This window comes from Devosia sp. Soil_C_22 (genome assembly GCF_057657195.1).
Genome location: NZ_JBDGIY010000001.1, coordinates 1,436,826 through 1,463,403 on the forward strand (window position 1 = coordinate 1,436,826; position 26,578 = coordinate 1,463,403).

Sequence of the window (26,578 nt, forward strand, 5' to 3'; positions counted from 1 at the left end):
AGCGATAGCAGGCCACCCGGTCGCGGCCAACCGCTAGACCGGGATCTTCCTCAGCGCATCGGTGATGCTGAGATCGTCCTGTCCGAGCCGGGCGCGATAGACGAGATAGTTGCCGAGCACCCGCTTCACATAGGTGCGGGTTTCCTGCACCGGGATCAGCTCGATCCACACCACCGGGTCGATCTTGTCCGAGCGCGGATCTCCGAAGGCCCGGATCCACTTGTTGGCATTGCCGGCGCCGGCATTGTAGGCGGCCGCCGCGAGCACCAGCGAGCCATCGAAGCGTTCGAGCTGGGCCTTGAGATAGGTCGAGCCGAGCAGCGCATTATACTCGGCATCGGTCGTCAGGCGCGACTTGGAATAGTCGAGGCCCAGCTTGCCGGCGGTTTCCTTGGCGGTGCCGGGCATCAGCTGCATCAGGCCGCGCGCGCCGGCCGAGGAGACGGCGTCGAGCTGGAAGCGGCTCTCCTGCCGGCTGATGGCAAAGATTGCGGCGTGGTCCATCGCGGCGAGTTTCGTCGTCGGCAGGCTGTCGCTCGGAAAGCTCAGCGGATCGAGTGGCACGCCGCGGCGCTCCGCCGTCTCGGCGATCGAGATGGCGAGCTGGTGCGATCCCAGCGTATCCGCCAGTTGCGAGGCCTGCAGCATGTCGGCGCCCTCGGTCAGCTGCGGCGCGAAGCTGCGGAGCAGGGGGAGAGCCAGATCCTTGTGGCCGTTGTCGGCCAGCAGGCGGATGGCCCTGATGGGCTCGCGTGCCTCGAAGATCGATGCGCTCGTCTCCCACTCGGGCATTTCGCGCAGCTCGACCGATTTCATGCCGAGCGCGGCGCGGGCGAGTTGGCCATAGTAGACGGTGCCGAACTTGGCGGCCTTCTCGTAGGCGAGCTTGGCGCCGGCCTCGTCGCCGAGCGCCTCGCGCGTGCGGCCAAGCCAGAAACTGGACTGCGTGATCGTGTCGGGCAGGGTGGAGTGCTGCGCCATCAGCTCGAAATGCGCCGCCGCCGCCTTGGCATCGTCGAGGAAGGCAAGCGCGATCCAGCCGGCGTGGAACTGCGCCTCCACCACCCGGCCTTCGGAGCCTTCGGTGTAGCCGGCGGAGGTGGCATAGGCACGCTTCGCTTCGCCCTGCGCCAGCAGCTGGCGCGTCAACGCCCGGCGCTCATAGCCAAATTCGGCGGCATCGGGCACGTCGCCCTTGGCCTTGTCGAGCCAGGCAATGGCGTCGTCCCAGAGCTCGAACTGGCGGGCACGCTGGGCCCGGCTGAACAGGTAGACCGGGTTCGACCTCATCGACGGATCGACCTCGTCCAGCAGCTTCTTGGCGTCCTTGGCGTTGCGCGAGGTGGCGTTGCGGGCGATCGCCAGCGATTTCTGCGCCGGCGACAGATATTTCATCAGCCGTTCGACGCCCTGCGCGCGATCATGCATCATCAGGTGCACGGCACGATCCCAATGCGCCGCGCGGTCGAGCAGCTCGCCATATTTGTCGAGCATGCGGGACTCGGTCGCCCGGTCGAGGAAATTCTCCGTCCAGATGGCGCGCACGATCGCGCTGGCGCGCTCGGCCTGGCCATCGGCGATGTAGGCATCGGCCAATGCCATCTGTGCACCGATGGTGTTGGGCATCGCCCCGCCCAGCGTCTCGATGACGGTGGCGCCCGGAGCCTTCTCCTTCACCAGCGCCTGTTCGAGGCGGGTCTTGAACACGGTGTCCTTGGCGAAATCGGGGGCGTCGGCAATGTAGCGCCGCACCGATGCGGCGGGGACGGCGCCGTTGCCGAACCAGATCGCGGCCCACTGGATGGCACGGCGTTCGACCGGGTCGGGAATGTTGCGGGCGGCTTCATAGGCGGCGGCCTGGTCGCCACCGTCGAGCAGCTGCAGCGCCGCCTTGAACGCAGCCGAGCCCTTGGCCGGCTCGAGGCTCAGGGTGCGGTCCGTGCCCTCCGCATAGGCCGAGGTTTCGACCGAGGCGGTGGTCAGCGGATCGATGGCGGCGGTGATCGCCTGCACGGCGGTCAGCGAGCTCTGGGCCGGGGCAACCGGCGGGCGCACGGCCGCCGGCGCGGCTGGTGTCGCCGCAACTGCCGGCTTGCTCACCACGGCAGTGGTGGGCTCGTCATGGGCGCGGTCGAACAATCCCGACAACGGAACGGCGGCGACCGCTGCGATGGCGACAGCGCCGATGGCTAGGCCGCGGCGGCCTCGCACAACAACCATGGCTAACGTCCTGTTGGTCCCAGGGCGCTTCCGCCCGGGAAGCGCGATACGCAGAGAATGAAGCAGCTCATGCGAGCTGCTTCGCACAGTCCAACAAGGTGCCCCCACCCCTTGCCGCTAACCAAAAATGCACGACGCCCGTGAATGTTTGGTTAGCCACGCGGTCCTTGTGGGTGTGCGCCGCGCCCTCGCTCGACAGCTTGCTTGTCGCGTCGCACGAGAAAAACTATGGTGCGCGACTGTGGCGAGCCGATGAACCGGTTGTGGCCACATTCGGGCTGCAGGCCCGGCAAGACCCAACAGCGACCGCCCGCAGGGCGGCATTTTCGTCCAGAGGAACTCCCCGAAATGTTGCGAGGCTCGATCACAGCGCTCATCACTCCGTTCGCGAACGGCGCGCTGGACGAGAAAGGCTTCGAGCAGTTCGTGGATTGGCAGATCAACGAGGGCTCGCACGGACTGGTCCCCGTCGGCACCACTGGCGAAAGCCCGACCGTGACGCACGAGGAGCATCGCCGCGTCATCGAGATCGCGGTCGAGGTGGCCAGCAAGCGCGTGCCGATCATCGCCGGCGCCGGCTCGAACTCCACCGCCGAGGCCGTGTCGCTCGCCCGTTTTGCCGAACAGGTCGGCGCTGACGCCGTGCTGTCGGTCGTGCCCTACTACAACAAGCCGACCCAGGAGGGGATGTTTCAGCACTTCTCCGCCGTGGCCGCGGCGACCAGCCTGCCCATCATCCTCTATTCGGTGCCGGGCCGTACCGTGGTCGACCTCACCGTCGATACCATCGTCCGGCTGCGCGAGGCGCATCCCAACATCGCCGGCGTCAAGGATGCCACCGCCAACATGGAGCGCGCCTCGATGCAGCGCGCCCGGCTCGGCGCCGAGTTCATCCTCCTCTCGGGCGAGGACATGACGGCGCTCGGCTTTAACGCCCATGGCGGCCATGGCTGCATCTCGGTGACCTCGAACGTCGCCCCGCGCCTCTGCGCCCTGTTCCAGAATGCCTGCCAGCAGGGCAATTATGCCGAAGCGCTGGAGCTGCAGGACAAGCTCGTGCATCTGCACAAGAGCCTGTTCCTCGAGAACAATCCGGGCGGCATCAAATACGCGGTGTCGCGCCTCGGCCGCTGCCGCAACGAGTTCCGCCTGCCGGTCGTGCCGATCAGCAAGGCGAACGAGGAAGCGATCGATTTCGCCCTCAAGCATGCCGGCCTGTTGAACTGAGCCGCGGAGCTTTGCGTTTGGGGCGTACTGCCACTAAGTAACAGCCATGGCAAAAGCACCTGGAAAGCCCGCGACCATTTCGGTCGGGCCCGTAGCGGAAAACCGCCGGGCCCGTTTCGACTACGAGATCCTCGACACCCTCGAGGCCGGCATCATGCTGACCGGCACCGAGGTCAAGTCGCTGCGCCAGGGCAAGGCCCAGATCACCGAGAGCTACGCCTCGCCCGAGCGCGGCGAGCTGTGGCTCATCAACGCCCACATCCCGGAATACCTGCAGGCCAACCGCTTCAACCACGAGGAGAAGCGGCCACGCAAGCTGCTGGTCAACAAGAAGCAGCTCGCCAAGCTGAGCCAGGATGTCGAGCGCGCCGGCAATACCATCGTGCCGCTGAAGCTCTATTTCAACGAGCAGGGCAGGGCCAAGCTCCTGATCGGCGTCGGCAAGGGCAAGAAGAGCTTCGACAAGCGCGAAACCGAGAAGAACCGCGATTGGAACCGCGAGAAGTCGCGGCTGCTGAAACACGGGTAGGGAATGCCATGGCAAAGCTGGTTGTAACTAATCTGTCCCACGACCTGCAGGCGAAGAAGTCCTTCGTCTCCTACGTCTGGTCCGACGATCCGACCAAGCGCCTGGGCCTTGAAGTGCCCTATGGCACCGCTCTGGACGCCGTCGACGCAGAAGCCGTCAAGGCTGTCCGCGGCCTCGCCGCCGAGCTGCAGCAGGCCGAGGTCGAGGCCCCTCGATAGGCAAGGCTACCGCCCGATCGCCTCGGCCGCCCGCCCGACCACATCCTCGAACATCGCCGTCGTCAGCACGCCCGTATTCGTGTTGTAGCGCGAGCAGTGGTAGCTATCGAACAGCGTCGCGCCGCCGGTGAGCCGATGCTCGGCGCCATGCACGAACGGGAAGCTCACCTTGCGCTCGCCCAGCGTCGTCAGCAGCGAGTCATGCGCGATCCGTCCGAGCGCGAGGAAAGCGCGCGGCTTGTGCACGGCGATCGAGTTGGCGAGAAACACCCGGCAGGTCTTGATCTCCTCGGGCGTCGGTTTGTTCTGCGGCGGCACGCAGCGTACGGCGTTGGCGATCAGCACGCCCTGCAGTTCGAGCCCGTCATCCGGCCGCTGTTTGTAGTGCCCGGTGGCAAGGCCGAATTTCTCCAGCGTGGCGTAGAGCAGGTCGCCAGCATAGTCGCCGGTGAACGGCCGGCCGGTGCGGTTGGCGCCCTTGAGCCCGGGCGCCAGCCCGACGATCATCAGCCCCGGCTCGGCATCGCCCCAGTTGGGGACGGGGGCGTTGAAGAAATCCGGATAGGCGCGCTGGTTGTCGTGGCGGAAGCCGACCAGCCGCGGACAACGCGGGCAATCGTGCGGGGGATTGGTCTCGAGCAATGTGAACCGAAGCGCGACGAAAGGGGAGGATGAGTCCCCTTGTTTCAGGCAAAGGCCGAATGCTCAAGGGGCGTCAGCTGCCCTTGGGCTCCGCCGTGGCCATCGGCCGCTCCACCGCCACGCGCTCGCCCGCATGGCTGCGATCGACCGGCGGGATACGGCCCACGGTCTTGGCGAGCTCGGCGACATCGAGGAAGAAGTCGGCCTGCCGGCGCAATTCGTCCGAGATCATCGGGGTCGCGGTGGTCAGCGTCGAAACCACGGTGACGCGCTTGCCCTTGCGCTGCAGCGCCGCGACCAGCGCGGTGAAATCGCCGTCGCCCGAGAACAGCACGAAATGATCGTAATACTGGCTCATCTCGAGGGCATCGACGGTGAGCTCGATGTCCATGTTGCCCTTGATCTTGCGCCGGCCGGCCGCGTCGGTGAACTCCTTGGCCGGTTTGGTGACCACGGTGAAGCCATTATAGTCGAGCCAGTCGATCAGCGGCCGGATGGACGAGTATTCCTGGTCCTCGACGAGCGCCGTGTAGTAATAGGCACGCAGCAGGTAGGCCTTGGCCTGAAACTCCGCGAGCAGCCGGCGGTAATCGATGTCGATGCCGATCGCCTTGCTGGTCGCATAGAGATTCGCGCCGTCGATAAACAATACGACCTTTTCGCGCGGATCGATGGACATGGTTGTTCTCCTGACCGGAGCGGCCGGCCTCTCAGGCTGCCCGGCATCAAAATCCGAAGTGGTGACCGCTAGCGTGCCCCGGCAGCCGATTTATGGCGTTCGCACCATCTAAGTTCGGAATACGCGCTTAATCGGCAAGAATTGCAATCACCATTTTTTGCGCCCCGGAGCTCGGCGATAGCGAATTTCGGCATCCAAGGCCTTGTTTCCCAATGGAGAACCGGCAGTTGCGCACTGTCATCGAGCTGTGACAAATTCTGCAGCCCGTGCGGCGAAGGACCGAAATCCTTGCACCGGCGCACCATCTGCTGTATGCGGGCCGCTTGATCCCACCACAAGCTGGAGACGTACGTGGCCCGCGTCACCGTCGAAGACTGTATTGAGAAGGTCAACAATCGTTTTGACCTGATCCTGATGGCCGCTCATCGCGCCCGCATGATCGCCGCCGGCTCGTCGATCACCGTGAGCCGCGACAACGACAAGAACCCCGTTGTCGCGCTGCGCGAGATTGGCGACGGCGCCATCTCCCCCGAAGACCTGCACGAGGACCTGATCCACTCGATGCAGAAATATGTCGAAGTCGACGAGCCCGAAAAGCACGCCGCTCCGCTGCTCGACGCCAATGCCGACGAGGACAGCGACACCTTCGACACCATGACCGAAGACGAGCTGCTGCGCGGCATCGAGAGCCTGGCTCCGCCCGAGCGCCGCGACGACTGATGCCCTCTTTTCCTTCTGCCCTTGCGGGAGAAGGTGGCGCGAAGCGCTGGATGAGGGGTTCGCAGACGACAGCCTGCGCGTTCGAAGTGTAGCGACGAGCGACATGAGCGGTTTGGCGCGATTGCGCCACTCCGCATCTCGCATATATTGTTCAAAGGCGTCGGGCATCTCGTTCGGCGCCTTTTCGTTTGCGGAAAATCCGGCTTGCGAGCGCCGCCCGGGAGTGCGGCAACCCTATGATGCGTCAGTACGAACTCGTCGAGCGGGTGCAGGCCTACAACCCGCATACCGACGAGGCGCTGCTCAACAAGGCCTATGTCTATGCCATGCAGAAGCATGGCACGCAGAAGCGCGCCTCCGGCGACCCGTACTTCGCCCATCCGCTCGAAGTGGCGGCCATCCTCACCGAGCTGAAGCTCGACGACGCCTCGATCGCGGTGGCGCTGCTGCACGACACCATCGAGGACACTGACGCCACCCGTGCCGAGATCGACCAGATGTTCGGGCCCGAGATCGGCTCGATCGTCGATGGGCTGACCAAGATCGATCGCCTGCAGCTGGTGACGCGCGAGGAAGCGCAGGCCGAAAACCTGCGCAAGCTGCTGCTCGCCATTTCCGCCGATGTGCGGGTGCTGCTGGTCAAGCTGGCCGACCGCCTGCACAACATGCGCACCCTCGATTTCATGCGCGAGGACAAGCGTAAGCGCATCGCCACCGAGACCATGGACATCTATGCGCCGCTCGCCGGCCGCATGGGCATGCAGGGCATGCGCCAGGAGCTCGAGGATCTCGCCTTCAAGCACCTGCAGCCCGAGCACTACAAGGCCATCACCGAGCGTCTCGGCGAGATGAAGGCCGAGTTCGCCGACACCATCGCGACGATCAAGACCGAGCTGGCCGAGAAGCTGAAGGGCGAGGGCATCGAGGCGCGCGTGACCGCGCGGGTGAAATCGCCCTGGTCGATCTTCACCAAGATCGAGCGCAAGCAGATCGCGCTCGAGCAGCTGTCCGACATGATCGGCTTCCGCGTCATCGTCGCATCCATCCCCGATTGCTATCGGGCGCTCGGCATCGTGCACACCAACTGGAAGGTCGTGCCGGGGCGGTTCAAGGACTATATCTCGGTCCCCAAGCACAACGACTATCGCTCGATCCACACCACCATCGTGGGGGTAGGGCGGCAGCGCGCCGAGCTGCAGATCCGCACCGAGGATATGCACCGCGTCGCCGAGCTCGGCATCGCCGCCCACGCGCTCTACAAGGAGGGCGCGACCGACATCCACAAGATCGAGAACGAATCCAAGGCCTTTGTCTGGCTGCGCTCGACCATCGAGCACCTGACCGAGGGTTCGTCCAATTCGGACTTCCTCGAATACACCAAGCTCGAGCTGTTCCAGGACCAGGTATTCTGCTTCACCCCGCGCGGCCGACTGATCGCGCTGCCGCGTGGCGCCACGCCGATCGATTTCGCCTATGCGCTGCATACCGACATCGGCGACACCGCGGTGGGCGCCAAGATCAACGGCCAGATCGTGCCGCTGGTGACCCAGCTCCGCTCGGGCGACGAAGTCGAGATCATCCGCGACCAGAACCACCTGCCGCCGTCCAACTGGGAGACCATCGCGGCCACCGGCAAGGCGCGCTCTGCCATCCGCCGCGCCGTGCGACAGCAGCAGCAGCAGCGGGCGCATGCGCTCGGCGAGCACATGCTGTCCATGCTGCTCGAGCGCGAGGGCGTGCTGCTCGATGATGCCGAGTTCAAGCAGCTGGCCGAGGCCCTGAGCCAGCCGGGCAAGCGCGAGCTGATGGTGTCGCTGGGCGAGGGGCGCATCTCCTCCGAGGATCTCGATGTCGCCGTGCTCGACGTCAAAGGCATCAAGCGGCGGCGCAAGAAGCTCGACCTGCCCGTGCCCGACAAGGCCGAGGGCTGGTTCGCGCTGCGCGCTACGGACCTGTTCCGCTTCCGCGTGCCCGGCAATCCGCGCTCCGGCCCGCGCGCCCGGGCGGCGCAGGCGCAGCTCGATTTCAACACCGCGGTGGAAGTCTCTCCCGAAGGCGTGGTGCCCGGCGACCGGCTGGTCGGCATCCTCGAGCCGGACAGGCCGATCCGAATCTATCCGATCCACTCAGAGGCGCTGGTTTCGCTCTACGATACCGATGTTGCCTGGGTCGATGTGCGCTGGGACATCGTGGGACGCGAGGATCGCGAGCATATGTGCGTGATCTCGATGCACGCGCAGAACAAGCCCGGCTCGCTGGCGCAGATCTCCACCGTCATTGCCGCCTGCGAGGCCAACATCCATAATCTGGTGATGCGTATGGAATCGCCGGACTTCCACCGCTTCATCTTCCAGATCGAAGTGCGGGACCTGGCGCAGCTCACCGATGTGCTCAATTCATTGAAGCTCGCGACCGGCATCTCGGACGTGCAGCGTGCGACGATCGCCGAGGCGCGGGCCCTCGATCGGCTCGAATGGACCGCGCCCGCCAAAGAAGAGGAACCCGCGTGACCACCGAAGAGGTACTGGACCTGTTCCGCGACAGCGGCGCGCTGCGCGAAGGCCATTTCCTGTCGTCGGGCCTGCGCTCGCCGAAGGCCCGGGTGTTCATGTATCCCGAAAAGGCCGAAGAGCCCGGCTATGAGGCGGTGCGCCACATGGGCTTGCGGGGGGTGCAATAATGGTGGGCACGGAGCTGGCGGTGATCCTCCCCTGCGCAGCGGGGGAGGGGGACCCTGCGAAGCATGGGAGGATCATGGAGAGGCCGGAGCGCGCATCATGATCATCGGCCTCGGCAACGACTTGTGCGACATCTCCCGCGTGCAGCAGGTGCTCGATAAATACGGCGAGCGCTTCACCCATCGCTGCTTCACCGAGATCGAGCGGGCGAAATCCGACCGCCGAGCGCAGCGCGCCGCCTCTTACGCCAAGCGTTTCGCGGCCAAGGAAGCGTGTAGCAAGGCCCTCGGAACCGGCCTTAGTTTCGGCGTTTATTGGCGCGACATGGGCGTGGTGAATCTCCCCTCGGGCAAGCCGACGATGAAACTCACCAATGGTGCGGCCCGGGTGCTGGAGCGCCTTGTCCCGGCCGGGATGAAGCCTCATATCCACCTCACCATCACCGACGATGGCGGCATGGCCCAGGCCTTTGTCATCATCGAGGCGCTGCCGGTTGACCAGCCCGCCGCCCTTTCGTAACCGTGGCCCCGCGCCCCTGAAGGCAACCCAATGAGCCAATCGATGTCCAAGGCCGAGGCCAAAGCCGGCAAGAAGAAGAACGAGCTGCTCGAGACGATCGTCGTCATCATCGAGGCGCTGATCATTGCCTTGCTCTTCCGTACCTTCCTCTACCAGCCCTTCTCGATCCCGACCGGCTCGATGCAGCAGACGCTGATGATCGGCGACTATTTCCTCGCCAACAAGTGGGCCTGGGGCTTCTCGCGCCACTCCTTCCCGGTGGAGCTGCCGTTCAACGGCCGCTTCCTCGCCATCGGCGAGCCGCAGCGCGGCGATGTGGCGGTGTTCCACAACATCACCAACGAGGACTATATCAAGCGCGTCATCGGCATGCCGGGCGACCGCATCCAGATGAAGGCGGGCCGGCTCTACATCAACGATCAGATGGTCGAGCGCGTGCAGATCGGCACCGCGCAGGACACCGACAGTTCCATGAACACCGTGCCGGTAACCGTTTACGAGGAGACGCTGCCCAACGGGGTCAAGCACGTGATCCAGGAGATCAGCGACGACCAGCAGCTCGACAACACGGCCGTCTACACCGTGCCGGCCGGCCACTATTTCATGATGGGCGACAACCGTGACCGCTCGGCCGACAGCCGCGTGCTGACCCAGGTGGGCTACGTCTCCAACGACCAGCTGATCGGCAAGGCCGAGGTGCGCTTCTTCTCGATCAAGAACAACCTGCCGCCCTGGCAGCTGTGGGAATGGCCCGCCAACGTGCGCTGGGACCGCATGTTCCAGTTCGTGAACTGATGGTTGGGCGGCGCGGACACGAAAAGCTGCAGGCCCGGTTGGGGTATCATTTCGCCGACCCCGACCTGCTCGACCGCGCCCTGACGCACTCAAGCGCTGTCTCGCCCGGCAAGCGGGTGGAGCGCTCCTACCAGCGCCTCGAATTCCTCGGCGATCGCGTGCTCGGGCTCGTGGTCGCCGACATGCTTTACCGCCGCTTCCCCAAGGCCAACGAGGGCGAGCTGTCCCGCTCGCTCAACACCCTGGTGCGCAAGGAAACCTGCGCCGCCATCGCCCGCGAGCTCGATATCGGCTCGGAGATGAACCTGGGCGAGAGCGAAGCCCGCACCGGCGGCGCCAACAAGGACGCCATCCTGGGCGACGTCACCGAGGCGGTGATCGGCGCCATCTTCTGCGATGGCGGGCTCGGCAAGGCCTACGAGATCGTCGAGCGGCTGTTCAGCGAGCATCTCGACCAGTCCGGCACCACCCGCGCCGACCCCAAGACCACGCTGCAGGAATGGGCGCAGGGCAGGGGGCTCGAACCGCCCGTCTATGCCGAGATCGAGCGCACCGGCCCCGATCATGCCCCCCAATTCACCATCGCCGTCCAGCTCGGCGCCTTCGAGACGATCACCGCCTCGGGCCCCTCCAAGAAGCTGGCCGAGCACAAGGCGGCGGAGGCCTTCCTCATCCGCGAGAAAGTCTGGCGGCAAACGCTATGAGCGACAAGAACGAGATGCCCGAGGCAGCCGAGCTGCCGGTGCCGAACGAGAACACCCGCTGCGGTTTCGTCGCCATCGTTGGGGCGCCCAATGCCGGCAAGTCGACTTTGCTCAACGCGCTGGTCGGCACCAAGGTGTCGATCGTCACCCACAAGGCGCAGACCACCCGCGCCATGATCCGCGGCGTCGTCACCGAGGGCGACGGGCAGATCGTCTTCATCGACACCCCCGGCATCTTCGCGCCCAAGCGCCGGCTCGACCGCGCCATGGTCGAAGCCGCCTGGACCGGGGCAGGGGACGCCGACCTCGTCGCTTTCATCATCGATGCCGAAAAGGGCGTGACCCCGGAGATCGAGGCGCTGCTCGATGGTCTCGACAAGGTGCCGCATCCCAAGGTGCTGGTGCTCAACAAGATCGATCTGATCAAGCGCGAAAAGCTGCTGGCGCTGGCCGAGGACCTCAACGCCCGGCTGAAGTTCGAGCAGACCTTCATGGTCTCCGCCTCGACCGGCAGCGGTGTGCAGGACTTCCTCGACTGGGCCCTCGAACGCATCCCGCTCGGCCCCTGGCACTTCCCCGAGGACCAGCTCACCGACCTGACGCTGCAGCTCACCGCCGCCGAGGTGACGCGCGAAAAGCTGTTCCTGCGCATCCACGACGAAATCCCCTACAACGCCACCGTCGAGGGCGAGAAGTTCACCATCAACAAGGATGGCTCCTACCGCATCGACCAGGTGATCTACGTCACGCGCGACACGCACAAGAAGATCATCCTCGGCGCCGGGGGCCAGACCATCAAGGCGATCGGCGCCGACAGCCGCAAGGAGCTGATGGAGATCTTCGAGGTGCCCGTCCACCTGTTCCTGTTCGTCAAAGTGCGCGAGAAATGGGGCGATGACCCCGAGCGCTACCGCGAAATGGGACTGGAGTGGACCAAATGAGCTCCCTGGCGGTTGACCGACCCTCGACCGCCATCGCCCGGGTGTTTGCCGGCCTGATCGCGCTCGTCGCAGTGGCGGGCATCTGGCTCTTCCTCGAGGCCAACCTGAGCACCAGCGGCTCGCTCCCCCAGTCGATCTGGGCGCTGGCCGGCTATTTCACCATCCTCTGCAACGTGCTGGTGGCGGTGGTCTTCGGGCTGATCGCGCTGGGGGCGAACATCAAGCCGCGCTTCGTCGCCGGCACGGTGCTCGCCATCGTGCTGGTCGGCGTGGTCTACGAGCTGCTGCTGCGCGGCCTCGTCGATCTCACCTCCGGCTCGGCCATCGCCAACGTCCTGCTGCACCAGGTCACCCCGATCGCCGCACCGATCTTCTGGCTGCTGTTCACGCCCAAGGGCCGGCTGCGCTACACCGATCCGCTGCTCTGGGCGGCGTTCCCGGTGGCCTACCTCGTCTACGCACTGGTGCGCGGAGGCATCGAGGCCCGCTACGCCTATCCGTTCATCGACTTGGGCAAGCTCGGCGCGCTGCAGGTGACGATCAACGTCGTGCTCATCGCCATCGGCTTTCTCGCCGTCGGCGCCGCGTTGGTCTGGCTCGATCGCCGCCTGGGCGCGCGCTGAGGCGACGATGCAGTGGAGCGGTGAGGGCCTGATCATCGGCGTGCGCCGGCATGGCGAGACCAGCGTCATCGCCGAGGTGATGGTCGCCGGCCGTGGCCGCCAGCTCGGGCTGATCCGCGGCGGTCGCAGCACCAAGCTCGCCGCGACGCTCCAGCCCGGCAACACCGTGCAGGTGACCTGGCGCGCCCGCCTCGAGGATCACCTCGGCACCTTCATGCTCGAACTGCTCGAGGGCCGCGCCGCCGCGCTGATGGCCGACCGCGGCAAGCTCTACGCCAGCCAACTGGTCAACGAGCACCTGCGCCTGCTGCCCGAACGCGATCCGCACGACCGGCTGCTGGCGCTGGCCGAGCGCATCCTCGATTTCGACGGCGGCCAGCTCGACCTGGCCGTCGCCGTCGCCCGCTTCGAGCTGTCGCTGCTCGAGGAACTCGGCTTCGGCCTCGACCTCACCACCTGCGCCGCCACTGGCACGACCACCGACCTCACCCACGTCTCGCCCAAGACGGGCCGGGCGGTGAGCCGCGCCGCCGCCGAGCCCTATCTCTCCCGCCTGCTGCGCCTGCCGGCCTTCCTCATCGCCGACGCCGAAGCCAGCCCCGACGATGTCGCCGATGCCTTCCGGCTCACCGGCCACTTCCTCGACCTGCACGTCTGGATGCCGCGCCAGATCGATCCGCCGGCGGTGAGGGAGATGTTCGTTGGTTTGGTGGGTTAGGGTCGGAGCACTTGGCCCACCCCACCCAGCTCCGCTAGGCAGCAAGCTGCCAAGCTGCACTACCCTCCCCATCAAGGGGAGGGAAATCGCGCAAGAACCGAAGCCATCAGTCGGGCCTCCCTCCCCCTTGTGGGGAGGGGGGACCCGCGAAGCGGGTGGGTGGGGGTGGCAACACACATCCGGAGCCAAGGCTCCTACGCCCACTTTCCCACCACCGGCGGCTTGATCACCGGCTCTTCCACCCCGAGCTTCCGCCGCAACTTGCCCAGCGCCAGTTGCTGCATCTGCTGTGGTGTCGCGCTCAGCGGGGCGATGGCCACCACTTCGGTGCCGGTCGCCTCGTCGATCGCGGCGACCCGCATCTGCTGGCCGACCTGGGTGAATTCGAAAAAGATGCGGCCGGACTGACTTTTGTCGTCGTGTCCGGCCATCGCATCAGCCCTCGGCGAAGGTGACCGTGCCCGCCGCGTCGAACTGATAGACGTCGTCGCGGAAGCTCACCGTGCCCTGCCGGTTGGCCCAGGCCGTGATGTAGGTCGTGTGGATCGGTACCTGCACGTCGAGCTTGATGTCCTCGCGCATGCCCTGGGCCCAGGCGTCCAGCACGCTCTGCGGGGTCCAGCCGCCGCCATTGTCGCGCAGCAGCCAGGCCACCAGTTCCTCGATATTCTCGCAGCGCATGCAGCCCGAGGAATGGAAGCGGGCATTCTCGCCGAACAGCGCCTTCTGCGGCGTGTCGTGCATGTACACGTCGTACTTGTTGTAGAAGTCGATCTTGCAGTGGCCCATCGAGTTCTCGCCTCCCGGGTCCTGCCGGAAGGTGTATTTCACCGCTTCCGTGGTCTGCCAGTTGATCGACGAGGGCGGGATCTCGTTGCCCTTGCCGTCGAAAATCCGGATGTTGAACTTGGTCAGGTACTCGGGATCCTCGTTCATGTACTTGATCATGTCCTTCTCGATGATGCTCTTGGGCACCGTCCAGTAAGGATTGAACTTCACCTGGAAGATCTTGGAGTTGAGGATCGGCGTCGCGCGGTCGACCTTGCCGACCACCGAGTTGTGGCGCTGCACCACCTGTGCACCCTCGACCGCCTCGACCGTCGCCGCCGGGATGTTCACGACCACATAGCGGTCCGACAGGGCCGAGGCCCACTGCTCGATGCGCTGGGCATTGAGGCGGAGCTGGTTGAGCCGGTAATCCGCCGGCACCGACAGCGCGTAGAAGGTCGCTTCGTCGACCTTGCCGTGGATAACGAGGCCGTGGCGCGCCTGGAACAGGCGCACGGCGGCATCGAGCGCCGCATCGAACTCGTCGTCGACCTTCTTTTCGAGCGGCATGTCGCCGTTGATCATCAGCCGGCGCTTGAGCAGCGCCACGGCGCGGCGCGAGTCGCCCAGCTGCAGCCCGAAGGTTTCGCGGGTCGGCATCTCCCAGCTGCCATTGGCGGCGACGAAGGCCTCGTAATTCTGGATCGCGAGCTGCAGGTTATACGAGGTGTCGTAGCTCAGGATCGGCTCGATCGTGTCGACCAGGGCCTTGGCGGCATTGGTGTTGCCGTCGCGATCGACGCTGTTGAGCGCCTTTTCCTTGTTCCAGTTGTCCCAGAAACCTTGGGCGCGCACGATGGACGGCATGGCCAGCCCGGCGCCGACCGTTGCCATGGAGGTCAGGAGATTTCGTCTCGTAAGCCGCATCAAGTCACCAGAAGTCAGCATCTCAGGGGTCTGCCCCTCAATACATCGGCTCCGGCATGCAACCAATCAGGTCAAACAGCTGTGAACCGCCCAACCCGTGTTACACACGTACACATGGAGCTTGCAGTCACCGAGGGGCCGGCCTGCAATTGTCGCGATGCATAGCTAGGTTTTGGGCATAAATAAGAAACGCCGGCTTAAGGCCGGCGCTCTTCAGGTCGGTTGTGGCGGCAAAACCACAGAAAATTGATCGCAAATCGCGGCGACCACCGCCGTCATTCCCGCGAAAGCGGGAATCCCCGTTTCCCCGCTCCGGATATCAGAGCTTGTAGAGGATCTGGTCCACCCAGAAGCGCTCCAGGCGGCCCAGCGCCTTGTTGAGGTCCGAGAACGAGTCCTGGCTCAGCCCGCCGACCTTCTCGATCGACTTGAGGTGGCGATCGTAGAGCTCGTCGATCACCTCGGCCACTTCCTCACCCTTCGGCGTCAGCCGGATGCGGACCGAACGGCGGTCCGAACGCGAGCGCTCCTGGAAGATATAGCCCGTCTCGACCAGCTTCTTGAGATTGTACGAGACGTTCGAGCCCAGGTAGTAGCCGCGGGAGCGCAGCTCGCCGGCGGTCATCTCGGCATCGCCGATGTTGAACATCAGCAGCGCCTGCACCGGGTTGATGTCGTCCCAGCCCATCCGGTCGAACTCGTCCTTGATCAGGTCGAGGAGCCGGCGGTGCAACCGCTCGACGCGGCTGACGGCTTCGAGGTAGAGCGGCTTCAGCCCTGCTGCTTCTTCCGGAACCATCGCCTCTGCGGCGTTGGATTTGATAGCCATTTGTGCCTCACTGTCCTGTCGTCGATGTGCGCGATTTCTTCGCGTCTCATGCGACCCAAACTACGGCCCCCCAAATAAGATTGCCCTAAGCCGTAGACTTAAAACTATCTTACGGAAAAAGTTCAGGAATTTGGCTTTACGAGACGTAACCACAGGTCAGAAAATTGTAACCTGAATGTTTCGTATACGGCCTTTGATCCTCCCCTGCGCAGCGGGGGAGGGGGGACCAGCGAAGCTGGTGGAGGGGGCGACCCCAACCGCAGCGCCGCGCAGTTCATCACGGTGTCATCCCCGCGAAAGCGGGGATCTCCGTTTGGTCGCAACCACCGCAAACAGAGCTTCCCGCTTTCGCGGGAATGACACCGTGGCGGTTGCCGACATCCGAGCTAGTCGCGCGCCCGACGCAGCCGGAAATTGAGGAAGAACAGCACCGCGACGCTGCCCACCAGCAGCAGGCGGATGGCAAAGCCGACGGCATCGATCCGCACGTCGGGCGAGCCGGCAAAATACATCGCGAGCTCGACCACAGTGGCGATGACGAGCAGCACAGCACCCCAGCTGGCGCGGATCCACAGTCCCACCGCCGCGAACAGCCGGGCGATCGAGAACACGGCGAGATAGGAAAAGCCCATCGGCCCGAGCTGGATGATCGGGCTCTGCGCCCCGGTGGAGACGCCAAGCAGCCGCGCCGCATCGGCCAGCCCCAGCAGTAGCGCGATGATGGCGATGATCCGCAGATACCGGCCGGCGATTTCGCTCTTCAGATCCATGCGCGAGGTTTAACGGCAACCCACCGATGCGACAAGCGCGGGGTAGGGCCGCCCTTCGCAGCCACCCTACCCACCGGGTCACCGCTCCACCCACCGTACCCTCCACAACCACCGGGTCACCCCGGCGCAGGCCGGGGCCCATCCTGAGATGCTTCCCCCATAGTAGGATGTCGCGTCGACCTCAGGATGGATCCCGGCCTGCGCCGGGATGACACCGTGGGTGGGATGGTGCGACGCCCCAGCCGCTTCCGCGATGCGACCAACTGCTCTAGAACCCCCCACGGACGAACGGAGCTGACGATGAGCAACTGGCCAAAGCACGACATGAGCTTCCTCGGCGGCCGCCGTCAGCGCCGCATGCGCCGCACCGGCTGGATGCGCAACATGGTGCGCGAGACCGTGCTCACCCCGCACGATTTCATCTGGCCGCTCTTCCTCATCGAGGGCCAGAACGAGCGCACCGCCATCCGCACGCTGCCCGGCGTCGAGCGCCTGAGTGTCGATCTCGCCGTGGAGGCCGCCCGGCAAGCCGCCGCCGAAGGCATTCCGGCCCTGGCGCTGTTCCCCAACACCCAGGACGACCGTCGCAATGCAGATGGTAGCGAGGCCTGGAACCCCGACAACCTCACCGGCCAGGCACTGCGCGCCATCAAGGACGCCGGCATCGACATCGGGCTGATCACCGATGTGGCACTCGACGAATATTCCTCCGACGGCCAGGACGGGCTGGTCCGGGACGGCGAAATCCTCAACGACGAGACCGTCGAGGCCATGGTCAGGGCCGCGCTGATGCAGGCCAGGGCCGGCGCCGACATCATCGCCCCCTCCGACATGATGGACGGCCGCGTCGCCGCCATCCGCCGCGCCCTCGACGACGAAGGCTTCGACCAGGTCGCCATCATGGCCTACTCGGCCAAGTTCGCCTCGGTCTATTACGGCCCGTTCCGCGAGGCGGTGGGCTCGGGCAGCCGGCTCGTCGGCGACAAGCGCACCTACCAGCTCGACTACGCCAATTCCGACGAGGCCATGCGCGAAGTGGCGCAGGACATCGCCGAGGGCGCCGACATGGTGATGGTGAAGCCCGGCCTGCCTTATCTTGATATCGTCCAGCGCGTGCACGACGCCTTCGACGTCCCGCTCTTCGCCTACCAGGTCAGCGGTGAGTACGCGATGATCCGCTTCGCCGCCGAAGCCGGCGCCATCAACGGCGAGGGCGCCATGCTCGAAAGCCTGATGTCCTTCAAGCGCGCCGGCTGCGACGGCGTGCTGACCTATTTCGCGCTGGAAGCGGCGCGATTGCTGAACAGGTAACGGCTAGGCCAACTGTGCCTGCAGCAACGCACCTCTCCCCCTTGGCGGGGGAGACGCGAGACTTACGAGCGTCAGCGAGTTAGTCGCAGCAGAGAGGGGGTGCGATGGCGCACCGTGCCTCCCACGCCCCCCTCTCTTGCGATTTCTAAGGCTTAGTAAGGACTAAGCCCAAGAAATCGCTTTCTCCCCCGCCAGGGGGGAGAAGCCTTCCACGAACACCGAGTCCTGCAGCAACGCACCCTCTCCCCCCTGGCGGGGGAGACGCGAGACTTACGAGCGTCAGCGAGTTAGTCGCAGCAGAGAGGGGGTGCGGTCTCGCCTCAACCTACCGACCCATAAACCTCACCACCTCGTCCACCGTCTGCACATCCCCGAACACGCGATAGAACGCCATCAGCGACGCCAGGTGCGCCGCGTCCGTGTAGGTTGCGTTGGCATCCGACACCATGATGCTCTTGTAGTTCAGCATGCTCGCATCCCGCGCCGTGCTGTCGCAGCACACATCGGTCGTCGTCCCTGCCACCAGCACGGTGTCGATGCCGCGTGCCCGCAGGTACGCGTCCAGCCCCGACGAGCCCGGCACGAACGCGCTGAACCGCGTCTTCGCGATCTGCCCATCCTCGGGCTGCACCTCGAGGCCGGTGTAGATCTCGTGCCCCTCATGCCCTTCGGCCAGCGTCTCGAGCCGCGTCTTCAGCCGCTCGGGCGTCATCAGGTAGGTGTTGAACACCGACCAGGTCTCGGCGCTGCCCGCGCTGCTGCCCTTGATCCACACCACATGCCCGCCGCGCTCCCGCACCGTGCCGGCCAGCCGGTTGATCGTCGGCACGATCGCGCGGGCCATCGGTACCTCGCCCATATAGCCCGGCGCGCAAAAATAGTTCTGCATGTCCACCACGAGCAGGGCCGTCCGCTGGGGATCGATCCGGTCGAACGGATGCACCTTGCCGGTCCGCTGCAGCACGCCGCTGACGAGGTCGGCCGGGAGAGCCACGGTATGCATGAGTCACCTTTGGGTTTCGGCGTACCGATGGGATACCGATATGTGGCAGACCTGTGAAGCCGTGGCGTGAGACAAAATCGGCACCTCGCGCTCCCAAGCACTTGTGTGAGGGCCAGCGGTACCCATCTTGTGACCCATGAATGGGACAACACAGATGAGCGACCACCTTCCCGATCCGGCCACTGCACCGGAATTGTTCGATGGCGTGCTGTCGCGCCGCGTAATGGCGTGGCTGGTCGATACAGTCATCATCTTCGCCATCGCTATGGCCATGCTGGTGGTTGGGCTGATCATCGGCGTTGTCACGCTCGGCGTCGGGCTGATCACGCTGCCCTTCATCATCCCCTTCGCCATCCTTGCCTACTACGCGGCAACGCTCGGCTCGCCGGCGCGCTCGACCGTCGGCATGCGCATGTTCGACCTGGTGCTGACCCCGGCGCGCGGCAAGCCGCTCGACGGCTGGGCCATCCTCATCCACCCGATCATCTTCTGGGCGACGATCTGGATCGCCTGGGTGGGCATCCTGCTGCCGCTGTTCACGCCGCGCCGGCAGATGCTGCACGATCTCGTCACCGGCACCCTGATGCTGCGCCGCTCGCCCATGGAGCGTTTCTGGCGATCCGGCGCCATGCGTTCGGCCTGAGCGCTGTAGAGCGGCAAGCATCGGCCATTGCTAGGCCCGGCCCACGCGACTATCCTGACCGGATCGCGCGAAGGCCCCCATGACCGATCAGACGCCCGAGAACACCCAGCTCTTCCTCACGGCTGCGATGCCGTGCCCCTACCTGCCGGGCCGGTCGGAGCGAAAGCTGTTCACCCACCTGACCGGCCGCCGCGCCGCCGCGCTCCATCACCTGCTGAGCGATAACGGCTTCCGCCGCAGCCAGAACCTGATCTATCGCCCGGCCTGCGACGGCTGCTCGGCCTGCCAGTCGGTCCGCATCGTGGCGCAGGAATTCGAGCCCACCGCGCGCTATCGCCGCGTGCTCAAGGCCAACGCCGACATTGCCGTCGAAGTCTGCCAGCCGCGCGCCACGGCCGAGCAATACGCGCTGTTCAAGCGCTACCTCGAAGCCCGCCACGCCGGCGGCGGCATGACCCAGATGAGCTTTGTCGACTACGAGTACATGGTCGAGGACACCCCGGTGCAGACCGTCGCGGTCGAATACCGGATCAAGACCCGCCCCGATCGCCCGCTCGTCGCCGTGGCGCTCACCGACGTGATGCCCGACGGTCTCAGCATGGTCTACAGCTTCTACGACCCCGCCCTCGACAAGCGCGGCCTCGGCAACCTGCTGATCCTCGATCACATCGAGCAGGTGAAGCTCGCCGGCCTCAGCTACGTCTATCTCGGCTACTGGGTGAAGGACTCGCCCAAGATGGCCTATAAGGGCCGCTTCCGCCCTCTCGAAGTCCAGCGCGGCCCGCTCGGCTGGAAGCGGCTGGAGTAGCAGATCGTCTCTGGGCGGGGCCGATGACGCCCGATCACCGACGCTAGGACTTGCCCCCGCGGCTGCGACCGGTGACCCAGTCGCGCATGGCCAGCCAGCGGCGCGTGCGCATGGCCCGGCGCAGTTCGTCCGCCGGCAGGTCGGTCTTGATCGGATGATAGAGGCGGTCGGGCTGCCGGAACGGCCCCGGCGCCTCCTCGTAGTACCGGTAGGCGCGCGGCGGCCGGAAGGCGAAGGTCGCTTCGTGCCTGGGCCCGCTCAGGCGGGTCGAATAGTGCCGGCCCCGCCGCTCCGGCGGCGTCAACGGACCGTCCGCGCCGATCTCGCTGACGCTCAGCCCGTGCGCTTCGGCGAAGGACGGCAGCACGATCTCGAAATGCCCGCGCCATCCCTCGGGCTCGAGCCGGGCGAAGTAGCTCTCGATCAGCGCGCGGCTCGCCCGCACCAGCGGAAAGAACCCGATCAGCGGGTCGGCCGGTCCATCGGCCGGTCCGGCATAATCGTGGAGATTTCCCCAGTTCGGATCGGCGCTGCGCCGGCGCAGCTCGGTGCCGAGCAGGTCGCCGTCATAGGCCGCGGCCGGGCTGAAGAAATCGGCCCAGTTGCCCGAATAGTCGACATCATACTCGATGGCCCACACGCGCTCATATCCTGCCACCGGCGCGGAGCGGGCGGCGACCAGCCAGATCAGGTCGGTGCAGCTGAACAGCCAGTCGGCACAGTCGGCGGTCCGGCGCGGAAAGGCGCCGGTCACATCCTCTCGCCGTACGACGATATCGGCCGCCGCCTTCGCAAGCCCCGGATCGTCGGGCCCATACGGCTGGTAGGCCAGGAACACGTCGAGCACCGGCCCGGCCTCGCGCCGCAGCCGCTGGTAGTGCGCCGCGACCGACGCGCTCCATCGGTGCGTGACGAAGATCACGCAATCCCGCTTGCCGGAAGAGCTAGCCAACGAACCGGTTGTTCCGCGGGAAGCCCGTTGGTGGCTGACGGCCGGCGTCGGCGCGGTTGCCGAGCCATTCGCCGAGATCGGCCATGGTCTTGGTGTAGGTGCGGCCCGAGGAATCGGTCCAGGTAAGGCCGGTTGCAGCAGGGAAGGTCTTGAGGTCGCTCAGCCCGCCATCCTTGTATTTCTGCAGCCGCACGCCCTTGCCGCGCGCCATCTCGGGCAGTTGCTCGAGCGGGAACACCACCATCTTGCGGTTGTCGCCGATCACCGCGACCACGTCGCCGTCGACCGGCACGATCAGCCGCGCTTCCTCATTGCCCGTCAGGTTGAGCACCTGCTTGCCCTTGCGCGTGTTGGCGATCAGCTCGTCCTCGGCAACGACGAAGCCGTCGCCCTTGCGCGAGGCGATGACGCGCTTGCGCCCAGGGCGGTAGACGAACAGCTCGACGATGTCCTGGCCTTCCTCCATGTCCACCATCAGCCGCACCGGCTCGCCCTGGCTACGACCGCCGGGCAGCCGGTCGCCGCTGAGCGTGAACACCTTGCCGCCGGTCGAAAGCAGCAGCAGCTTGTCGGTCGTCTGGGCGTGGATGAACAGTTTCAGCCGGTCGCCGGTCTTGAAGCCCTTCTCGTCGATGTCCGAGGTGTGCCCGCGCATGGCGCGGATCCAGCCCTTTTCGGACAGGATCACCGTGATCGGCTCGCGCTCGATCATCTGAGTAGCGACCTCGTCGTGGTCGATCTCGGTGGCCTCGCCAAGGTCGGTCTTGCGCCGCCATTGCGGGTGCGGCGCGCCATTCTTGTCGACCTTGTTGTAGGCCTTCTTGAGGTCGGCGATCTGCTTGCTGATTTCGCCCCACTGCTTGCGGTCCGACGCTAGCAGGCCGTTGAGGTGCGCCTGCTCCTCGGTGAGGGTCTTGTGCTCGGTCCTGAGCTCGATCTCCTCGAGCTTGCGCAACGAGCGCAGCCGCATGTTGAGGATCGCTTCGGCCTGCACGTCGGTCAGGTTGAAGGTCGCGATCAGCGAGGCCTTGGCGTCGTCCTCCTCGCGGATGATGCGGATCACCTCGTCGAGGTTGAGGTAGGCAATAATGTAGCCGTCGAGCACTTCGAGCCGGCGGGCGATGTCGGCCAGCCGGTTCTGCGTGCGGCGGACGAACACGTCCTTGCGGTGCTCGAGCCAGGCGACGATAGCGTCCTTGAGCCCCATGACACGCGGGACGACGCCCTTGTCGAGCACGTTCATGTTGAGGCTGATGCGCTGCTCGAGGTCGCTGAGCTTGAACAGCTGCTCCATCAGGATGGCCGGATCCACCGTGCCGGCACGCGGCTCGATGACGAGGCGGATGTCGTCGGCGCTCTCGTCGCGGATATCTTTCAGCAGCGGCAGCTTCTTGTTGAGCAGCAGCTCGGCGATCTTTTCGACCAGCTTGGACTTCTGGACGCCGTAGGGGATCTCGGTGACGACGATCTGGTAGACGCCGCGCCCCTTGTCCTCGCGCTCCCAGCGCGCGCGCAGGCGGAAGGCGCCGCGGCCGGTCTCGTAGGAATTGAGGATCGACGCCGGCGTCTCGACCAGGATGCCGCCGGTCGGGAAATCCGGGCCGGGAATGAATTGCATCAGCTCGGCCGTGGTGGCCGACGGGTTCATGATCAGGTGCAGCGCCGCGTCGCAGATCTCGGCCACGTTGTGCGGCGGGATCGAGGTCGCCATGCCCACGGCGATGCCCTGGCTGCCGTTGGCGAGCAGGTTGGGGAAGTTCGCCGGCAGCACCACCGGCTCTTCGGTGGCCCCGTCATAGGTCGGCTTGAAGTCGACGGCGTTCTCGGTGATGCCCTCGAGCAGCCGCTGCGCCACCTCGGTCATGCGCGCTTCGGTGTAGCGGTAGGCCGCCGCGCCGTCGCCGTCGATGTTGCCGAAGTTGCCCTGGCCGTCGACCAGGGTGTAGCGCATGGCAAAATCCTGCGCGAGGCGCACCATGGCGTCATAGATCGACTGGTCGCCATGCGGGTGGAACCCGCCGATCACGTCGCCCACGACCTTGGCCGATTTCTTGTACGCCCCATCCGGATCGAGCCGCAGCAGCCGCATCGCGTGCAGGATGCGCCGATGCACCGGCTTCAGCCCGTCGCGGGCATCGGGCAGGGCGCGCTGGGTGATGGTGGAGAGCGCATAGGAAAGGTAGCGCTCCTCGAGGGCGCGCTTCAGATCGACGATCCGGTTGTCCTCGTCTTCCGGGGGCAGGGAGGTATCGTCGCTCATTTGGTAACCGGGCAGGTGCGAATCATGAGCGCACTATACCCCGGGTGTGGCGTGTTAGAGGCCGGAGGCTGCGCTGCGGCCATGCTTGGTCCTGACGACCATCCACCGGGCACCCACCATCCCCACCCACCGGGTCACCCCGGCGCAGGCCGGGGCCCATCCTGAGATAGCGCGGCCGCGTAGCTGGTGCGGCACTCACAGCCATGCTTCACTCCACTCATGAGCGCGCTCTTTATCGTCTACATCATCGCAAACCGAAACAACGACACGCTGTATGTCGGCATGACCAGCAATCCGGATTGGCGCGATCTCCATCCCGAGTCGACGGGCGAACGGCGGGACATCGCTACATCTCAGGATAGGCCCCGGCCTTCGCCGGGGTGACCCGGTATGTTGGACGCCGATCGAGTACTAGCCGAGACAATTGCCATGCGCCGCTTGATCCTCATCCGCCACGCCAAGTCCGCCTGGGACGATCCCGAACAGGCCGACCACGACCGTCCGCTTGCGCCGCGCGGATGTGAGGCCGCGGCCTGGATCGGGCAGACGCTCCGCGCGGAAGGCTGGCTGCCCGATGCGGTGCTGTGCTCGACGGCGGTACGGACGCGGCAGACACTGGACCTGGCCGGGATCACGGCCGGGGTGACCTACGCCCCTCAGGTCTATGACCTGCGCGACGCCGATTTCATCGACCTCATCCGCACGAAAGGCGGCCCGGCGCGCGTGCTGGCGCTGGTTGGGCACAATACGGCGATGGAGCGGACGGCCACGCTGCTGGCCGGGGACGATACCGATTTCGGCGGTTATCCGACCGGGGCGATCGCGGTGCTCGATTTCGACATCGGCGACTGGTCGGAACTCAGGAAAGGGACTGGTCGCGTCGAGGCGTTCCGGCGGCCTCCGAGAGGCTAGGGCGTCCCGAGGGACGCCCTGCTGAGATCAGAGATTGCAGCGGTGATACTGGCCGTCGTAACCGAGGAACATGTCGGTCCGCGGGTTGTACGAGCGGTAGCGGGCCTCGCAACGGGCGACATGGTTGTCCCAGCTGCTGCCGCCCGAGCGGGCTGCGCTGCCTGCAATCGCGGCGCCGATGGCCAAGCCGAAGATGCCGGCCGCGATCGACGAGCCGACGTTGCGCTGGTTCCAGCGGTACCACTGACGGTAGTCATTGCGGCCCCAGCGGTGCCGGTTTTCACGCCAGTCGCGGCAGCCGCGCCAGTTCGGATGCTGCAGGCAGCGCTCGGAAACGAAACGCTCCTGGCTGCGGAGCGACTGCGCAGCGGCCGGAGCAGGCAACATCATCGTACCGGCAAGCACGGTGCCGAGCACAGCAGAAATAATCTTCTTGTTCATTGGAACACTCCATAAAATCTCTGGGGAGCTTGGCTGCTCCCGCGCCCATTTCTAACCCATTGACATGCATAAGGTTGCGCGATCATGAGGGCGAACGGTAACGTTTTATGGAGGCATGGGGCCGGAACTGAGGCTTTTCCTGCGCCTCGAATTTTGCGATAACGTCGCTGTTCGCGCGACTGGCGAGATCAGATGGGGCACCATCGGGGAACGCGAACGTGATGCCGCCGCTCGCCTGGGCACCCCTCGAACCGTCACGGGAGCCCATATGAATCCTGGTTTTTCTCGACCTCGCGAGGCTGTCGCCAGCCTTGGAATCGTCGCAGCCTGCGTGCTACACGCGAGCCAATCGAACATGCACCATCCCCTCTGCCTCGGGAGACGCCAATGAGCGCCGTCACGAACCTTCCGCTCTTTCCGCGCTTTTTCACCAACACGCTGGCCGAGACCGATCCCGAGATCGCCGAGGCCATCCAGCTCGAGCTCGGCCGCCAGCAGCATGAGATCGAGCTGATCGCGTCCGAAAACATCGTGTCCAGGGCCGTGCTCGAGGCCCAGGGCTCGATCATGACCAACAAGTATGCCGAGGGCTATCCGGGCAAGCGCTACTATGGCGGCTGCCAGTATGTGGATATCGCCGAGAACCTCGCCATCGAGCGCGCCAAGCAGCTGTTCGGCGCCAACTTCGCCAACGTGCAGCCCAATTCCGGCTCGCAGATGAACCAGGCGGTCTTCCTGGCGCTGCTGCAGCCGGGCGACACCTTCATGGGGCTCGACCTCAACTCGGGCGGCCACCTGACGCACGGCTCGCCGGTCAACATGAGCGGCAAGTGGTTCAACGTCGTCAGCTACGGCGTGCGCAAGGACGATCACCTGCTCGACATGGACGAGGTCGCCCGCCTCGCCCGCGAGCACAAGCCCAAGCTCATCCTCGCCGGCGGCACCGCCTATTCCCGCGTCTGGGACTGGGCCAGGTTCCGCGAGATCGCCGACGAGATCGGTGCCTACCTGATGGTCGACATGGCCCACATTGCCGGCCTAGTCGCCGGTGGCGTGCATCCCTCGCCGGTGCCGCATGCCCATGTGGTGACCACCACCACGCACAAGAGCCTGCGCGGCCCGCGTGGCGGCATGATCCTCTCGAATGACGAGGACATCGCCAAGAAGATCAACTCGGCGGTGTTCCCGGGCCTGCAGGGTGGGCCGCTGATGCATGTCATCGCCGCCAAGGCCGTGGCCTTCAAGGAAGCGCTGCAGCCCGAGTTCAAGGCCTACGCCCGCCAGGTCGTCGCCAACGCCCGCGCGCTCGCCGCGACGCTGATCGAGAACGGTCTCGATGTCGTTTCGGGCGGCACCGACAACCACCTGATGCTGGTCGACCTGCGCAAGAAGAACGCCACCGGCAAGCGGGCGGAGCAGGGGCTGGGCCGCGCCTACATCACCTGCAACAAGAACGGCATCCCGTTCGATCCGGAGAAGCCCTTCGTCACCTCGGGCATCCGTCTCGGCACCCCGGCCGGCACCACCCGCGGCTTCGGCGAAGCCGAGTTCCGCGAGATCGGCCAGCTGATCGTCGAAGTGCTCGACGGCTTGCGTGAGGCGAATTCCGACGAGGGCAACGCCGCCGTCGAAGCCGCCGTGCGCGAAAAGGTCATGGCCCTCACCGGCCGTTTCCCGATCTATTCGTGATGCTGCTCCGGTCAGCCCTTAACTCGAAGCCGGCGCCTCCCTCCCCCTTGCG

27 protein-coding genes, 1 pseudogene and 1 riboswitch are annotated in these 26,578 nt (G+C 65.5%); of the genes and pseudogenes, 17 read left to right on the forward strand and 11 right to left on the reverse strand.

Features of this window, described 5'->3' with window-relative positions:
• Positions 1 to 33: 33 nt before the first annotated feature.
• Positions 34 to 2,220, reverse strand: coding sequence for a lytic transglycosylase domain-containing protein (locus AC3A6I_RS06820; RefSeq protein WP_487542841.1), 2,187 nt, complete (start codon positions 2,218 to 2,220; stop codon positions 34 to 36).
• A 348-nt stretch (positions 2,221 to 2,568) separates the two neighbouring features.
• On the opposite strand from AC3A6I_RS06820, the gene dapA reads away from it, so the two are divergent.
• The 3 genes from dapA to AC3A6I_RS06835 are packed head-to-tail and all read left to right on the forward strand — an operon-like array spanning position 2,569 to position 4,194.
• Positions 2,569 to 3,447, forward strand: coding sequence for a 4-hydroxy-tetrahydrodipicolinate synthase (gene dapA / locus AC3A6I_RS06825; protein WP_487542843.1), 879 nt, complete (start codon positions 2,569 to 2,571; stop codon positions 3,445 to 3,447).
• Positions 3,448 to 3,493: 46 nt separating this feature from the next.
• Positions 3,494 to 3,976, forward strand: coding sequence for an SsrA-binding protein SmpB (smpB, locus tag AC3A6I_RS06830; protein ID WP_487542845.1), 483 nt, complete (start codon positions 3,494 to 3,496; stop codon positions 3,974 to 3,976).
• 8 nt (positions 3,977 to 3,984) lie between these two features.
• Positions 3,985 to 4,194 (forward strand): hypothetical protein, encoded by a 210-nt coding sequence (locus AC3A6I_RS06835; RefSeq protein WP_487542847.1) that lies wholly within the window; start codon positions 3,985 to 3,987, stop codon positions 4,192 to 4,194.
• A gap of 6 nt (positions 4,195 to 4,200) precedes the next feature.
• Here AC3A6I_RS06835 and AC3A6I_RS06840 read toward each other — a convergent pair whose 3' ends face one another.
• Both AC3A6I_RS06840 and AC3A6I_RS06845 read right to left on the reverse strand, forming a co-directional pair.
• On the reverse strand, positions 4,201 to 4,836 hold the full coding sequence (locus AC3A6I_RS06840; RefSeq protein WP_487542849.1) for a uracil-DNA glycosylase: 636 nt from the start codon (positions 4,834 to 4,836) through the stop codon (positions 4,201 to 4,203).
• A gap of 73 nt (positions 4,837 to 4,909) precedes the next feature.
• Positions 4,910 to 5,515, reverse strand: coding sequence for a LabA-like NYN domain-containing protein (locus AC3A6I_RS06845; protein WP_487542851.1), 606 nt, complete (start codon positions 5,513 to 5,515; stop codon positions 4,910 to 4,912).
• A gap of 351 nt (positions 5,516 to 5,866) precedes the next feature.
• On the opposite strand from AC3A6I_RS06845, the gene rpoZ reads away from it, so the two are divergent.
• From rpoZ to recO, 9 genes and pseudogenes are all read left to right on the forward strand, one after another.
• Positions 5,867 to 6,235 carry a DNA-directed RNA polymerase subunit omega gene (rpoZ, locus tag AC3A6I_RS06850; RefSeq protein ID WP_487542853.1) on the forward strand — a complete coding sequence of 123 codons (369 nt, stop codon included), beginning with the start codon at positions 5,867 to 5,869 and terminating at the stop codon, positions 6,233 to 6,235.
• A 236-nt stretch (positions 6,236 to 6,471) separates the two neighbouring features.
• Positions 6,472 to 8,745: a RelA/SpoT family protein gene (locus AC3A6I_RS06855; protein WP_487542855.1), complete on the forward strand. Its 2,274-nt coding sequence runs from the start codon at positions 6,472 to 6,474 to the stop codon at positions 8,743 to 8,745.
• Positions 8,742 to 8,864, forward strand: a pseudogene (locus tag AC3A6I_RS06860) (orotate phosphoribosyltransferase); the annotation flags it as partial. The gene AC3A6I_RS06855 and the pseudogene AC3A6I_RS06860, both read left to right, overlap by 4 nt.
• Before the next feature lie 148 nt (positions 8,865 to 9,012).
• Positions 9,013 to 9,432 (forward strand): holo-ACP synthase, encoded by a 420-nt coding sequence (gene acpS, locus AC3A6I_RS06865; RefSeq protein WP_487542857.1) that lies wholly within the window; start codon positions 9,013 to 9,015, stop codon positions 9,430 to 9,432.
• 30 nt (positions 9,433 to 9,462) lie between these two features.
• Positions 9,463 to 10,227 (forward strand): signal peptidase I, encoded by a 765-nt coding sequence (lepB, locus tag AC3A6I_RS06870; protein WP_487542859.1) that lies wholly within the window; start codon positions 9,463 to 9,465, stop codon positions 10,225 to 10,227.
• Positions 10,227 to 10,931: a ribonuclease III gene (rnc, locus tag AC3A6I_RS06875; protein WP_487542861.1), complete on the forward strand. Its 705-nt coding sequence runs from the start codon at positions 10,227 to 10,229 to the stop codon at positions 10,929 to 10,931. The genes lepB and rnc overlap by 1 nt, the downstream gene beginning before the upstream one ends.
• Positions 10,928 to 11,872 (forward strand): GTPase Era, encoded by a 945-nt coding sequence (era, locus tag AC3A6I_RS06880; protein WP_487542863.1) that lies wholly within the window; start codon positions 10,928 to 10,930, stop codon positions 11,870 to 11,872. Before rnc ends, era begins: the two co-directional genes overlap by 4 nt.
• Positions 11,869 to 12,495, forward strand: coding sequence for a Pr6Pr family membrane protein (locus tag AC3A6I_RS06885; protein ID WP_487542865.1), 627 nt, complete (start codon positions 11,869 to 11,871; stop codon positions 12,493 to 12,495). The genes era and AC3A6I_RS06885 overlap by 4 nt, the downstream gene beginning before the upstream one ends.
• 7 nt (positions 12,496 to 12,502) lie before the next feature.
• Positions 12,503 to 13,213 (forward strand): DNA repair protein RecO, encoded by a 711-nt coding sequence (gene recO, locus AC3A6I_RS06890; RefSeq protein WP_487542866.1) that lies wholly within the window; start codon positions 12,503 to 12,505, stop codon positions 13,211 to 13,213.
• A gap of 194 nt (positions 13,214 to 13,407) precedes the next feature.
• Here the strand turns inward: recO and AC3A6I_RS06895 are convergent, their stop codons facing one another.
• From AC3A6I_RS06895 to AC3A6I_RS06910, 4 genes are all read right to left on the reverse strand, one after another.
• Entirely contained in the window at positions 13,408 to 13,644 is a 237-nt protein-coding gene (locus AC3A6I_RS06895) for a DUF6898 family protein (RefSeq protein ID WP_487542868.1), read from the reverse strand.
• A 4-nt stretch (positions 13,645 to 13,648) separates the two neighbouring features.
• On the reverse strand, positions 13,649 to 14,875 hold the full coding sequence (locus tag AC3A6I_RS06900; RefSeq protein ID WP_487542870.1) for a L,D-transpeptidase family protein: 1,227 nt from the start codon (positions 14,873 to 14,875) through the stop codon (positions 13,649 to 13,651).
• A gap of 352 nt (positions 14,876 to 15,227) precedes the next feature.
• A complete protein-coding gene (ldtR, locus tag AC3A6I_RS06905; RefSeq protein ID WP_487542872.1) occupies positions 15,228 to 15,737 on the reverse strand; it encodes a transcriptional regulator LdtR in 510 nt (169 codons plus the stop codon).
• A gap of 386 nt (positions 15,738 to 16,123) precedes the next feature.
• Positions 16,124 to 16,507, reverse strand: coding sequence for a DUF6163 family protein (locus AC3A6I_RS06910; protein ID WP_487542874.1), 384 nt, complete (start codon positions 16,505 to 16,507; stop codon positions 16,124 to 16,126).
• Between the two features lie 300 nt (positions 16,508 to 16,807).
• Here AC3A6I_RS06910 and hemB point away from each other — a divergent pair, with 300 nt between their 5' ends.
• Entirely contained in the window at positions 16,808 to 17,818 is a 1,011-nt protein-coding gene (gene hemB / locus AC3A6I_RS06915) for a porphobilinogen synthase (RefSeq protein ID WP_487542876.1), read from the forward strand.
• A 325-nt stretch (positions 17,819 to 18,143) separates the two neighbouring features.
• Here the strand turns inward: hemB and AC3A6I_RS06920 are convergent, their stop codons facing one another.
• Complete coding sequence (locus AC3A6I_RS06920) at positions 18,144 to 18,821, reverse strand: isochorismatase family protein (RefSeq protein WP_487542878.1); 678 nt, start codon at positions 18,819 to 18,821, stop codon at positions 18,144 to 18,146.
• 154 nt (positions 18,822 to 18,975) lie between these two features.
• On the opposite strand from AC3A6I_RS06920, the gene AC3A6I_RS06925 reads away from it, so the two are divergent.
• Together AC3A6I_RS06925 and AC3A6I_RS06930 are read left to right on the forward strand one after the other, a co-directional pair.
• The gene (locus AC3A6I_RS06925) at positions 18,976 to 19,464 is read left to right on the forward strand and encodes an RDD family protein (protein ID WP_487542880.1); all 489 of its coding nucleotides are present in this window, start codon (positions 18,976 to 18,978) and stop codon (positions 19,462 to 19,464) included.
• A gap of 79 nt (positions 19,465 to 19,543) precedes the next feature.
• Complete coding sequence (locus AC3A6I_RS06930) at positions 19,544 to 20,272, forward strand: arginyltransferase (RefSeq protein ID WP_487542881.1); 729 nt, start codon at positions 19,544 to 19,546, stop codon at positions 20,270 to 20,272.
• Between the two features lie 43 nt (positions 20,273 to 20,315).
• On the opposite strand, the gene AC3A6I_RS06935 is transcribed toward AC3A6I_RS06930, so the two are convergent.
• Positions 20,316 to 21,224, reverse strand: a complete 909-nt coding sequence (locus tag AC3A6I_RS06935) for a hypothetical protein (protein WP_487542883.1) — start codon at positions 21,222 to 21,224, stop codon at positions 20,316 to 20,318.
• Positions 21,217 to 23,484, reverse strand: coding sequence for a DNA topoisomerase IV subunit A (parC, locus tag AC3A6I_RS06940; RefSeq protein WP_487542885.1), 2,268 nt, complete (start codon positions 23,482 to 23,484; stop codon positions 21,217 to 21,219). Before parC ends, AC3A6I_RS06935 begins: the two co-directional genes overlap by 8 nt.
• A gap of 429 nt (positions 23,485 to 23,913) precedes the next feature.
• On the opposite strand from parC, the gene AC3A6I_RS06945 reads away from it, so the two are divergent.
• Positions 23,914 to 24,396, forward strand: coding sequence for a SixA phosphatase family protein (locus tag AC3A6I_RS06945; protein WP_487542887.1), 483 nt, complete (start codon positions 23,914 to 23,916; stop codon positions 24,394 to 24,396).
• Positions 24,397 to 24,423: 27 nt separating this feature from the next.
• On the opposite strand, the gene AC3A6I_RS06950 is transcribed toward AC3A6I_RS06945, so the two are convergent.
• The gene (locus AC3A6I_RS06950) at positions 24,424 to 24,837 is read right to left on the reverse strand and encodes a BA14K family protein (RefSeq protein WP_487542889.1); all 414 of its coding nucleotides are present in this window, start codon (positions 24,835 to 24,837) and stop codon (positions 24,424 to 24,426) included.
• A 165-nt stretch (positions 24,838 to 25,002) separates the two neighbouring features.
• Positions 25,003 to 25,085: riboswitch (ZMP/ZTP riboswitch) on the forward strand.
• Positions 25,086 to 25,224: 139 nt separating this feature from the next.
• Here AC3A6I_RS06950 and glyA point away from each other — a divergent pair.
• Complete coding sequence (gene glyA / locus AC3A6I_RS06955) at positions 25,225 to 26,526, forward strand: serine hydroxymethyltransferase (protein ID WP_487542891.1); 1,302 nt, start codon at positions 25,225 to 25,227, stop codon at positions 26,524 to 26,526.
• Positions 26,527 to 26,578: the final 52 nt, after the last annotated feature.